At 44.1% G+C, this 12,577-nt stretch carries 11 protein-coding genes; 7 read left to right on the forward strand and 4 right to left on the reverse strand.

Features of this window, described 5'->3' with window-relative positions; all coding sequences use genetic code 11:
- Positions 1-6 precede the first annotated feature (6 nt).
- Positions 7-624, reverse strand: a complete 618-nt coding sequence (locus tag AACT19_RS16835; protein ID WP_004730957.1) for an arylesterase — start codon at positions 622-624, stop codon at positions 7-9.
- On the opposite strand from AACT19_RS16835, the gene AACT19_RS16840 reads away from it, so the two are divergent.
- From AACT19_RS16840 to AACT19_RS16850, 3 genes are all read left to right on the forward strand, one after another.
- A complete protein-coding gene (locus AACT19_RS16840; protein ID WP_004730959.1) occupies positions 623-1,297 on the forward strand; it encodes an ABC transporter ATP-binding protein in 675 nt (224 codons plus the stop codon). The genes AACT19_RS16835 and AACT19_RS16840 overlap by 2 nt on opposite strands.
- Before the next feature lies 1 nt (position 1,298).
- The gene (locus AACT19_RS16845; protein ID WP_017095555.1) at positions 1,299-3,737 is read left to right on the forward strand and encodes an ABC transporter permease; all 2,439 of its coding nucleotides are present in this window, start codon (positions 1,299-1,301) and stop codon (positions 3,735-3,737) included.
- Between the two features lie 531 nt (positions 3,738-4,268).
- Positions 4,269-5,723 (forward strand): FAD-dependent oxidoreductase, encoded by a 1,455-nt coding sequence (locus tag AACT19_RS16850; RefSeq protein WP_076647568.1) that lies wholly within the window; start codon positions 4,269-4,271, stop codon positions 5,721-5,723.
- Between the two features lie 224 nt (positions 5,724-5,947).
- On the opposite strand, the gene AACT19_RS16855 is transcribed toward AACT19_RS16850, so the two are convergent.
- The 3 genes from AACT19_RS16855 to AACT19_RS16865 all read right to left on the reverse strand — a co-directional run bounded on the left by AACT19_RS16855 (position 5,948) and on the right by AACT19_RS16865 (position 8,579).
- Positions 5,948-6,898 (reverse strand): 5-oxoprolinase subunit C family protein, encoded by a 951-nt coding sequence (locus AACT19_RS16855; RefSeq protein WP_026012243.1) that lies wholly within the window; start codon positions 6,896-6,898, stop codon positions 5,948-5,950.
- Entirely contained in the window at positions 6,891-7,658 is a 768-nt protein-coding gene (locus AACT19_RS16860) for a 5-oxoprolinase subunit B family protein (protein ID WP_076647571.1), read from the reverse strand. Before AACT19_RS16860 ends, AACT19_RS16855 begins: the two co-directional genes overlap by 8 nt.
- Before the next feature lie 177 nt (positions 7,659-7,835).
- Entirely contained in the window at positions 7,836-8,579 is a 744-nt protein-coding gene (locus AACT19_RS16865) for a 5-oxoprolinase subunit PxpA (RefSeq protein WP_017064591.1), read from the reverse strand.
- A 170-nt stretch (positions 8,580-8,749) separates the two neighbouring features.
- On the opposite strand from AACT19_RS16865, the gene AACT19_RS16870 reads away from it, so the two are divergent.
- The 4 genes from AACT19_RS16870 (at position 8,750) to galE (ending at position 12,563) form a co-directional block, all read left to right on the forward strand.
- On the forward strand, positions 8,750-8,965 hold the full coding sequence (locus AACT19_RS16870; protein WP_065681473.1) for a hypothetical protein: 216 nt from the start codon (positions 8,750-8,752) through the stop codon (positions 8,963-8,965).
- Positions 8,955-9,491, forward strand: coding sequence for a YfiR family protein (locus AACT19_RS16875; protein ID WP_076647573.1), 537 nt, complete (start codon positions 8,955-8,957; stop codon positions 9,489-9,491). Before AACT19_RS16870 ends, AACT19_RS16875 begins: the two co-directional genes overlap by 11 nt.
- Positions 9,491-11,464 carry a diguanylate cyclase domain-containing protein gene (locus AACT19_RS16880; protein WP_076647576.1) on the forward strand — a complete coding sequence of 658 codons (1,974 nt, stop codon included), beginning with the start codon at positions 9,491-9,493 and terminating at the stop codon, positions 11,462-11,464. Before AACT19_RS16875 ends, AACT19_RS16880 begins: the two co-directional genes overlap by 1 nt.
- A gap of 85 nt (positions 11,465-11,549) precedes the next feature.
- Positions 11,550-12,563, forward strand: a complete 1,014-nt coding sequence (galE, locus tag AACT19_RS16885) for a UDP-glucose 4-epimerase GalE (protein ID WP_017079232.1) — start codon at positions 11,550-11,552, stop codon at positions 12,561-12,563.
- Positions 12,564-12,577 lie beyond the last annotated feature (14 nt).

Consider the following 12,577-nt stretch of genomic DNA (forward strand, 5'->3'; position numbering starts at 1 on the left):
TAAAACTTAAAGATACTGATATAATTCTTCGGCGACGAATTCAGCGATCCAAGGTTGAGCTTCTGGTTTTGGATGCAGTCCGTCGTTCATCATCCACTCAGGTTTAAGGATGATATGCTCTAGGAAAAACGGCAAAAGCGGCACATTTTGTTGATCAGCAAGCGCTGCAAAAACGTATTCAAATTGCTGGTTGTAACGCTTACCGTAATTCGGTGGGATTTTAATCTGCATCATAATTGGCTTGGCGCCCGCAGCTTTTATCTGCTCAATGATTTGATCAAGGTTTGCAGACATCAGCTTAGGTGGGAAGCCACGAAGGCCATCATTTGCACCGAGTTCGATAAGAACAGTGTCTGGAGCATGTTCTTCAAGCAATTGTGGTAAACGAGCTAACCCGTTGCCGGTTGTGTCACCTGAAATACTGCCGTTTACCACGGTAACTGTTTTGTCATGCTTCGCTAATGCGTTTGGCAATAGACTTGGCCAACTCTGTTTGATGTCCATGTTATAACCAGCACTCAAGCTATCACCAAGTACCAGTAACTTAGAATCTAACTCGGTATCTTGAGCCAAAGAAGCGGTTGAAAATATAATAAAGAATAAAAAGGAAATTAGTCGAGTCATGCATACATCCATCATTAAAGCAGAAGCTGTTTCGAAGACAGTGTCTACTAATCAAGAACATTTAACAATCCTAGAGCACGTCGATATTGATATTCGTGAAGGTGAAACTGTCGCGATTGTCGGCACGTCTGGCGCAGGCAAATCAACCCTAATGACGTTGCTTGCAGGGCTTGATGTGCCAACGAAAGGCGAAATCAGTTTATTAGGGCAGCCACTTTCACAGCTTGATGATGAAGCAAGGGCTAAGATCCGCAGTGAATCGGTAGGGTTTGTATTTCAAAGCTTCTTATTAATTCCAAGCCTTTCTGCGCTGCAAAATGTCACGCTTCCTTGTTTACTTAAAGGTGAAGACGAAGACATCGAACGTGCGACGGCTTTGCTTGAATCAGTGGGCTTAAAAGACAGACTTGATCACCTGCCATCTCAGCTATCAGGCGGTGAACAACAAAGGGTCGCTTTAGCTCGTGCTTTTATGATCAAGCCAAAAATCCTTTTTGCTGATGAGCCCACAGGCAACCTAGACCAACAAACGGCAGCCAAAATTGTCGAGTTGTTGTTTGAGTTGAACTCATCACATGGCACAACGCTTGTTCTAGTGACGCATGATCCTAAACTCGCACAACGTTGCCAACGAACACTTAAGATGCATGTCGGTCAGATAGAGGAAGTCTAAATTGAATTCATCAAACGGACTGAATAAACGCCTGTTCTCATGGAGTGTCGAAGAGATTCGACACGGTCAGTTGTGGCCAGTTTCCATAGCATTAACACTGATCATTGCGTGTGTTTTTGCATTGTCGGCATTGGCCGAACGTATGGAGCAGGTGATTGTTAAACAAGGCAAAGATGCGCTTACTGCCGATAGTGTGTTTATTTCAGCAAACCCAATCCCGCAACCCTTGCTAGACCTCACTCAGGTTGAACAGTTAGAAAGCTCTCAGTTGACCCGTTTTTCAACCATGGCATTCAGTGATAACTCGATGCAGCTAGTAACGGTGAAAGCGGTTGAAAGTAATTACCCATTACGCGGTGAAATGATCTTAGAGGGTGCTGATAAAGCATCAAGTAACCATGTTGAGCCAGGTGAACTTTGGTTAGACGAGCGTATATTTGCACAGCTTGAGGTTGAAATTGGTGACAATGTCACTATTGGCGATGCCGATTTAACGATAACAGGGCGTATCACCCAAGAGCCAGGTTTGAGCTTTAACCCATTCCAACAAATGCCTGCTGTGCTAATTCATACCAGCGATATCGAGGCCACTGGAGCGATTCAACCGGGCAGTCGTGTAAGCTTTAGGCTGTTTCTAAACGGTGATGATACAAAACTGAAAGCCGCGCAAGACAGCGTAGAATTAACACCGAGCGATCGCTGGCGCACGCAAGACTCTGCGAGTCGCACTAACGACATGTTCGAGAGCACAACTCAATATCTTTCGTTAACTGTGGCTATCGTTGTGATAATGGCGGCGACCACTTTGGTACTTACTTGCCAACATTATGTTGCGAGTCGCCGTAAAACCATTGCGATGCTTAAAAGTTTGGGTGCGAGTAAGCAATGGATCATTAAATGGTTGTTTGTACAGGTGTCTCTGTTAGTGGTCATCGGCGCTGTACTGGGAATTACAATAGGGGTCGGCTTAGAGTTTCTACTTCGTATACCTTTAGGTGATTTGTTGCCGACACCACTTCCTAGCTATGGTATTGAACCTGTCATTTTGGCGATTTTATCAAGCATCCTCATTGGTGTGCCTGCTCTTGGTATTCCGTTAATTGGCTTGGTAAACACCTCGGCAATCAGCGTGATTCAATCAAGTCATCAGTCCAATGAAAGCTACAAGAAATACCTGTTGTTGCTGGTGCCTATTATTCCAATGATGCTGATGTACGGCGATAACTTGTTGGTATGGATAGTTCTTGCGGGTATCGCTTGCCTGTTCTTAGTGCTCGCGATTGTCAGTACGCTTGTTCTGCGTTTGGTCGGCAAGCTGCCGACGTCGACATCTATGCGCTTGGCATTGAGCCGAATTAATCGCACACCATTAGCAACAGGGATTCAATTTGGTTCTTTAGCGCTGTCTTTGATGCTGCTATCGATCATATGGCTAGTGAGAAGTGACTTGCTGTCGGATTGGCAACAAACCTTACCTGAAAACGCGCCAAATGCGTTTGCGCTGAATATTGCGAGCTATGAGAAAGACAGTTATCTCGAGACGATTGATGCAAACGCAGTAGAGCGTACTCAAGCGTTTCCAATTATACGAGGAAGACTCACAACCATTAACGGCGTTGAGGCGGCAAAATACAGCGAGACCTCAGAAGAAACAGACGCATTAAGCCGCGAAATTAACTTCACTTGGGGAGATAGCCTGCCTGAGTACAATGAAGTGTTAGAAGGCAGCTGGACACAAGAGCAGGGCGTATCTGTAGAATCCGATGTCGCGGAGCAGCTGGGTCTAAAGATTGGCGATGAGTTATCGTTCACAATCAACAGCCAGAATGTCTCTGCCAAGGTGAACAGCATCCGAAAAGTAGAGTGGCGAGAAATGAAGCCGAATTTCTACTTCATATTTACGCCAGATGTTTTGAGCTCTATTCCTTCTACTTGGCTCGTGAGCTTCCGACTAGAAGAACAACATAATCAGATGCTCAACGAACTCTCTCGAAATCACCCAACCGTGAGTTTGATGGATATTCGTAAGATGGGTAGCAAGATCCAAGAGTTGCTCAAACAGATTGTTTGGTCGATAACCGTACTTGCGGCTTTGGGTGTGGTAGCAGGGTTGTTGCTAATCTTTACTCTGTTGCGATTGAGCTTGTCTCAAAGACAACAAGAGATACGTTTGTACCGCACTTTAGGTGCGAGTAAGAAGCGAATTCTCAACACTATTTGGTGTGAATACGGGTTAATGGCGCTAGTGGCTGGCTCGATTGCTGCGATGGGTTCTGAGCTCAGTGTTGCAGGGGTAATGAACTTTGGCTTCGAGTTAGAACCTTCACTCCACCCAATGCTGTGGATAGCGCTACCCGTACTAACGTTTATCACATTGGCCGCGGTAGTGAATAGCTTAATCAAACGTTTGTTGGCACCAGTAAACAAGGATTTTGGCTAGTCTCTAGCGAGATCTCACAAATGCTTAGAACGGTCTAAAAGTGACATTATTTATATTTAGTCATGCACTATTTATAAGGCGTCGCTTTAGACCGTTTTTTATTTAACCAATGCGTAGCACAAGTAACGAATATCGCACCTTAATTTTCCAATTTTTTAGTGTTTTTTAAAACTAATCGCACAATAATGCCGATTTAATGAACAGCGGTTAGTCCCTGTAAACAAAGGGTTTGCGCAACTTAGCAAGAACGTTATCAACAGTTATCCACAAAAACGGTGGATAACTTTAGGGATAAGTTAACATCTATGTTTTAAGAGTACTGATGCAGCCTTTATGTGGCGTCACTTAGGACAATTTTGACTGTTAGAATAACCTTTAAAACTCTATCTGGAGTTATTGAGTCAAGAGATTATTTATGTTTTTTACATAGATATTAAATCCCACTTAACTAAGACCTTGATAAAAATGTGTTTTAATTCATCGCAGAACAAAAGTAGAATAGCGGCAGTTAATCTTATTCTACAGAACACGATGAACCACAACAAAACGGATACAAATCAGCCTTCTATTGCCATTGTTGGTGGTGGTATTGCCGGAACAACGAGCGCGATTCACTTTAGTGAGTTGGGTTTTAAGGTCACTATCTTGGAAAAAGGGCCGAGTTTGGTTAATGGTCCACCAATTTGCCACCTGCACGCTGGCGGCAATTTGTATCGAGATATTTCTGTAGAGCAGTGTCTTCAGTTGCTCACGCAGTCAATTGATACCGTCCGCTTGTTTCCCCACACGATCAATATTCGTCCGACAATTATCGCTGTTCCACACAGTGATGGTGGAGAGCCGTTGGATCTACTTCCGCGTCTAAAGATAATCAAGGACGCTTATGCTGAGCTTGTTAATCAAGATAAAAGCAACCAAGTGCTTGGTAAACCGGAAGAGTATTACAAGCTGTACAGCAAAGAAGAGTTACTAGCACTTGCTACCCAAACACAGCCTCTCAAACCAACATCGCTTGATCATTGGTGTATTCCTTTCGCTAAACATACGGATCTAGAAACCCTTAAGTATCCTGTTGCTATGGTTCAAGAGTATGGCTGGAGTGTATTCCGCTTATCTGCAACCGCTCAACTGTCTTTGGGGCAACAATCGAATTGCTCAGTATTAACCAACAGCCGATTACAATCTGTTGAATCGTTAGAGCAAGGCTGGTCTTTGACTTATACAGACGCTGAGAACCAAAGCTGTCATTTAACGGCCGACTACTTGATTAATGCAAGTGGCTTTGAAACGGGCATCGTGGATGACTTTGTCGGTTCTAAGCAACAAAGGCTTGTTGAGTTCAAAGCCGCATACGTTACAGAGTGGCCGTATTCGCAGGAATGTAAGGAAGAGTGGCCAGAGGTTATCTTCCATGGCCCGAGAGGCACACCGCAAGGCATGGCTCAGTTAACACCGTACGCTGATGGTGTATTCCAACTTCACGGTATGACAGAAGGGATTACTCTGTTTGAGGGGGGGCTTGTTTCATCGTCAACAGATTCATCACAGCCTCAGCTGCCTTCTAAGCTTCTTAAGAAAATCGTATCAGGTTGGAGTGAAGAGCAGCTTGAATTAAGAACTCGCGCTGCGATAACGCATATGTCTCAGTTCATCCCAAGTTTTAGCTCTGCACTGGTAGGTGGTAAGCCTCTGTTCGGAGCACAGCAGATTCCGGGAACCGATCCGAGCTTAAGAGCTTCAGACGTTTCATTCTGTGGTGTTCGCTATGCTCGACTTGAAGTAGTCAAAGCCTCCTCAACCCTAGAGGCTGCACAAAAGGTCGCTGAGCATTGGTTTGATGTCGCAGAGTCAGTATCGATTGAAGATACACACTCAGTGACAATGTCACTTAATCTAAGTGATATTGAGAATAGAGCGATAGATTTGACACAAGAACGTGGATACCCAGAAGCCCTTGCAAAGGTATCAGGCCAAGATCACGCTTAATACTCAGCCATAATCACATCTTCAATTCGGCTTACTTTGACAGGTAAGCCGAACCTTTAACTGAAACGCCTGCCTGTATCTTGTCAATTGCCTGAACTACATCTTGCAAACGAAACCTTTCTGGCTAACTCTTTCAAGGTTCTTAGATTCTTAGATTCTTAGATTCTTAGATTCTTTGCGACATAGCGACATAACTACAGAGTTACATAGCTACAGAGCAAAAACTAATAGCCGAAAAACTGAGCCCATTGGCACCATACATCTTGTAATCCTAAGCGATCGCCTTTACTAAACGAGACCTCATGTCCAGGTTTGGCTTGTGCTAAGCGTGGCAAATCGATTCTGGCGACACATCCAATCTTCGGATAGCCACCAATGGTCTGTCTGTCATTAAGCAATACGATAGGTTGCCCATCTTGGGGGATTTGAATCGCACCCAAGGCAATGCCTTCTGACAATAGCGGAATATCAGGTGAATCAACCGATTCACCACTCAGTCGATAGCCCATGCGATTTGAATTTTGATCAACGTGATACTGTGCGTTATACAAAGTCTCTTTTGCTGACTCGGAGAACAGCTCGCTTTGATAGCCTTCAATCACTCGCAGGTTCACTGGTAGGTTGTAATTAGGCGTGTACCGGAAAGTGACACTCAACGCTTTAAACGGGCGAGAGAGTTTGTGTTGGGTAAACGCAATTTGTTGCCCTTGTTGACATGGCTCTCCATCTTGCGTTAATCCACCAATCTTTTCACGAGTCACCGTAGAACAGCTATCAAGAGTTGATGGGACATCGAAGCCACCCTTAACGGCTAAATACGCCCTTAGACCATTTTTAGGTAAACCAAATGAGAGAACTTGCCCTGCGAAAGCTTGAAAAGTACGCCAGTTCGACTGTGGTTTGCCATCGAGCTTCGCTTGTAAATCGCCACCACATAACGCCATTTCGCAATCAAAATCGATTCGTAACGCACATTGCCCAAGCGTGATTTCCAACGCCGCTTGGTTGACTGGGTTTCCGAGCAGGTGATTGGCCCAGCTATACGAGTAATCATCAACAGGACCACCTTGTGTTAATCCAAGATGAGCAACACCAAATCGTCCGAAATCTTGAATCAAACTCAACGGGCCGGGTTTAATCACTGTTAGTGTTGGTTTAGCGATTGTATTAACCATTAGCGACATCTCCACTAATCTCCATAAGCCTAAGCTCTACAAATTCTTGTTTTGAAATCGCGATGAAACGGACCGCATCACCAACATTAAGTAGAGACAGCGGCGTTTGTGTGGTATCAGCGTTCTTCAATTGGCTGTGATCAAACAGTGCGAGTGGGCAATTGCCAATAATATTCCAACCGCCCGGTGAGTCCGAAGGATACACCGCCGTTTTCGTATCCGCGATGGCGATGCTGCCTTTCGGTACACTTAAACGTGGGGTTGAATGACGAGGCAAAGCAAGCTCGTTGACCACATCAGACATAAACGCAAAGCCAGGCGTAAACCCAATGGCACTGACGCTGTAAGTCTGTGAGGTGTGATGTTGAATGATCTCATCCAGCGACATGCCTTTGGCTTGATATCGGTCTAAGTCGAGTGCTGTTTCTGGTGAGTAATAAGCGGGAAGCTCGATAGTGTTACGCGTTTTACTAACACTAGAGAAGGACGAAATAGCATGACTCAACAAAGAGTTGAGTTGTTCCATGAGCTGATGTTCTGAAATTCTATAAGGTAGGTAATCGACCAATATTGTTTGGTAAGCCGGCGTCACATTCATCAACACCGACGCTAAGTTTTGGCGAATGGCATCAGAAAAGTGAGCCATGTACTGCGCATATTGAGTGCTAGATTGATTATTTGAAGGCGATAGCGTCAAGGTCACCAAAACGCTGCATTCTGCGACTGGCGCTATATTGAACTCAATTTGATTCGTCGTCATTTCGTTTCCATACGTTTGTTTGCCTTTGATTTACTTACTGCCTTTTATTTGCGTATTTGGCGTTTTTAACATCCGTGTCTAAACCAATACAAAGCGATTAGACCTTACGAGCAATTGGTTAGATGCTCGGTTAGGCGAGTAATAAGGCCATGCGCCATACCAATCACGCGCTTCATATTAGTTAAAAGCATTGAGGTCTTGTCTGATTTTTCTAATTAATGCGATGGATTGGGGGTTATCACCATGAACACAAATGGTATCGGCTTCAATAGGCAGTCTTTCACCTTCAATGGTCGTGACCGAACCGTAGTTAATGATTTGCATGACTTGGTTGTAGATGTCGTCCTGATTAACGTAAACCGAGCCTTTTTGAGTTCGCGGCGATAACTGCCCATTATTCAAGTATGCACGATCGGCAAACGCTTCAAACAAGAGGGGTAAGTCATGATCGTCAGCAATATCTAAATACTGCTGATTGTCTGACGAAGAGAGGATCATTAAGGGGATGTTAAATTCAGCGACGGCTTGGGCAACGGCATTAAACACATCAATGTTCGCCATCATATCGTTGTAAAGGGCGCCATGAGGTTTCACATAGCCAACAGATGCATGGTGATATCGGCAAAGGGCTTGTAGTGCACCGACTTGATAGCAAACCAGCTCACTGATCTCGTCCATGGTATGAGGAATAGAACGGCGACCAAACCCAACCAAATCTTGATAACCAGGGTGAGCACCGATTTGGGTGTGATAGTGCTGCGCTAGTTTTATGGTTTTGGACATAACGTGCGGATCAGACGCGTGAAAGCCACAAGCGATGTTTGCCATATCGACCCATTCCATGACCGACTCATCATCGCCCATCTTCCAATTGCCGAAACTTTCTCCCATGTCGCAATTAAGCAAAATCTTCGTTGTCACGTGGTGCTAATCCTTTACGTTGAGGTAAGTAATGACGGTCTTATAAATACCATAAATAAACAGTGACCTAACTCAAACTTTCGACACCGTAGATTTACCAGTATGGCATTTTATATATAGTTGAACTATTGATTAAAGGATTAATATCTATCTGTATATTAGGTGAGCACATGATATCGCGCCAGGTTTGCTTAGGACTAGCATTAACGACACCTGTTTTTGTAGCTGCTCAAGAAAACTCTTTAGACCAACTCATGTCAATGAGCCTTGAAGAGTTGTCTATGTTAGATGTTGAAATGGAAACGGCTTCAAAAGTGACACAAAAACTTACCGAGATTTGTGTCAACCAAGAGTCTGTATATGTGAGGGTCTCTCATGAATTCTAAGTGGCTTAAGTACCGTATTAAGCTCGGTTTTACTAAACTCAGCCTTGCCACTTTAGCGATGTTTATTATGCCTTTGAATACATCGGCGGCTAGTTTCAAGCCTTATGAAGTGAAGGCGGTGTACCTTTTTAGAATTGCCAACTTTATTCGTTGGAACGACGAGAGCACCATGAATACGGTTAACTTCTGTGTGATTGGCGATGAGAAGGTAAGCAAAGCACTGACGTCGATTACACAAGGAAAATCTATTCGTTCTCTCGCTATTCAAGTACATCAATTGGTGACTCCTAAGTGTGATATCACTTACCTATCTGATCTAGATAATGATGAATTTAGCCGTAAAGCCCACTCACCACATACTGTGACGATTAGCGATATCCCAAACTTTACGGACATGGGAGGAGTCATTGAGCTAACGCACATCGATAATAAGCTAAAGCCTAAGATCAACTTAGTGAATACAAGACGCGGTGAATACGTCATCGGCTCAAACCTGTCACGAATCGCTATAGTGGAGGGCCAATAATGTTGTCTTTCATTAATAATTTATCGATTAAAAACAAGCTGATATTACCGATTGTCATCTTCATCGCAGTTACTTTTGTGACGATTCAATCAGTTAATTACACTGTCACTTTTGAGCGAGAGAAAGAGAGTCTTATTCAGCGAGTTAAAGTGTTGGCACAAGGTGTTGCTTATAACCTACAAGCTGCGATTCTATTTGAGGATAAATCTTCGGCTCAGGAGATTTTGTCAGCCTTCGTTGCGGATAAAGATATCGTCAGGGTGAAGCTCTATGACATTAATGAACAGCTTTTTACGAGTTATCAAGTCAGTAATACGCTGGTTCCAAGGCCGAATACAGATGAATTAAATGACATCGCGGATCACCAATTTGCCATCTCCGAGAATTTCATCTTTTTGCTTGTTCCGGTGACGCTGGATGACGCTGTGATCGCTAACTTGAGAGTGACAATATCAAAAGAGACGTTTAATACGATCTTAACGAATATTTTCAAGGTTGCGGCCGTCTACCTGCTGTTTCTGGTGCTCTTGGGCGGGGGATTGGTCAAATTGGTTCAACGCTTGATTATCGATCCAATGTTTGACCTTAATGAGGCGATGCAAGCTTTTGTTGAACGTCGTTCAGAACAACCAAAATTAGTCGCAACTAACCACGATGAGATAGGGGATCTGGTTCGAGCTTTTAATACCATGCTCGAAAGACTTCAACATCGTGACAACCAAATCAACTTTACGCTAGATAAACTACAAGAAGAAAAGTCGTTTGCGAATGAGGTAATTGAAACTGTTCAGCACTCGTTGTTGGTAGCCGATGAAAAAGGGTTCATCGTTCATGCGAACGCTGCCACTCGTGACATTTTCAAGTGTACCGAAGCGTTTCTTGAAAATTTATTGATCCAAGAGTTGATCGCGACAAAGCAAACTGGGTTCTTACAAGAGGTTATCGACGCCAATATTGAGCTGAATGACGAACTACTCGAAACCACCGATCTCTTTAACTCAAAACGCTGGCTTCGTGTGAGCAGCCGTTCGTTGTCAAAGCACGGTCGTATTCTTTATGCAATCCAAGATGTCACGGGGATAGAAACGGCCATGAGTCGCCAGCGTATAGCTGCGGGTGTTTTTGAGAACAGCAAAGACGGCTTAATCGTACTGAATTCATCCAACGTAATTACCATGGTTAATCCAGCGGTCACTCAACTTCTCGGTTATCACGCCGATCTGCTGGTGGGCAAAACACCATTTGACGTTTTTTCTTGGCAACAGTTTTCATCCCTAATGCCGACAATTCGCAGTTCATTGGAAAATTATGGGCAGTGGCAAGGCGAGGTATGGGAGAAGAGTGCATCTGGCACTTTGGTTCCAATGTTTGTAAAAGTGAATCGAGTTTCGTCAGACAACGAGAAAGACGAGTTTGATATGGTACTCACACTGTCTGATTTATCTAATGTCAAAGAGATGGAAAGGCTTGAACACTTGGCTCATCACGACGCATTAACGGGTTTGGCCAACAGAGCTCAGCTGTATAAGGTGATGGATGATGTAGTCACATCTAGCCATTATTCTAATCAGCATTTTGCGGTTATCTACTTGGATCTCGATGGCTTTAAACACGTTAACGATAACTATGGACACGATGCGGGCGACGAAATCCTCAAAGAAGTATCGAGCCGGTTGCTATCTCAAGTTCGTGCAGGAGATTTGGTAGCACGTTTGTCGGGGGATGAATTTGTTCTTATTATTAAACAGACCAACAAAGTCTTGTTAGCAAAGTTAGCGGAGCGACTGTTGGACCTGATCGGGCAAGAAGTGACCCATAAACAGCGTTCGCTTCATGTTGGAGCGAGCTTGGGCATACACTTAGTTGATGGTTCAGAGCGTGATATAGACGTGATCCTAAAGGTTGCCGATGAGGCGATGTACCAAGCAAAACGCAAAGGAAAAGGTCAATTTGTGTTCTCTCGTGATAGTTAATAGCCGTAGGCGTTTGTGACCTCTACCTAAGTTGTTGTATCATAAGTGATAGGTTGAATATTTTTAATTAAAAGGTCTGCTAAGCATGAATGTTTTAGTTACAGGTGGCATGGGTTACATCGGTAGCCATACAAGTATCCAGATGATCAACGCAGGAATGACACCTGTACTTTTTGATAGCTTGTATAACAGTAAACCAAGCGTTCTAGAGCGTATCGAAAAAGTATCCGGTGTTCGCCCTAATTTCATTGAAGGTGACGTTCGTGATAAAGCGCTTTTGACTGAAACCATGAAGCAACACAACATTGAAGCCGTTATTCATTTCGCTGGCCTAAAGGCGGTTGGTGAATCTGTGGCTAAGCCTCTTGAATACTATGACAATAACGTGAACGGCACGTTAGTCCTTGTTGATGCAATGCGTGACGCTGGTGTAAAAACCTTAGTATTCAGCTCTTCAGCAACGGTCTACGGCGATCCTGCGAGTGTGCCTATCACAGAAGATTTTCCAACAAGCGCAACCAATCCTTACGGTCGTAGTAAGCTAATGGTTGAAGAGTGCTTAACCGATTTCCAAAAAGCCAATCCAGATTGGAGCATTACACTGCTGCGTTACTTTAACCCAGTAGGTTCACACCCAAGTGGTGAGCTAGGTGAAGACCCGCAAGGTATTCCAAATAACCTAATGCCATTTGTCTCTCAAGTAGCCGTGGGCCGCCGTGAATTCCTATCGGTATTTGGTAGCGATTATCCAACAAAAGATGGGACTGGTGTTCGTGATTACATCCACGTCATGGATCTGTCTGATGGCCACATCGCAGCGCTTGAAAAAGTAGGGCGTAAAGACGGTCTTCATATCTATAACCTTGGCACTGGTAATGGTTCAAGTGTATTAGATATGGTTAAAGCGTTCGAGAAAGCGAGCGGTAAACAAGTCCCTTATAAACTGGTCGATCGTCGCCCAGGTGATATTGCAGAATGTTGGGCAGACCCTGCTAAAGCTCAAAAAGAGCTGGGCTGGAATGCGACGCGTACATTGACTGAAATGACGGAAGATACATGGCGTTGGCAGTCAACGAATCCTAATGGTTTCCCTGGCTGATCTAGTCGTTTCAT

It is taken from the genome of Vibrio sp. 10N.222.47.A9, assembly GCF_963872585.1.
GTDB lineage: Bacteria > Pseudomonadota > Gammaproteobacteria > Enterobacterales > Vibrionaceae > Vibrio > Vibrio splendidus.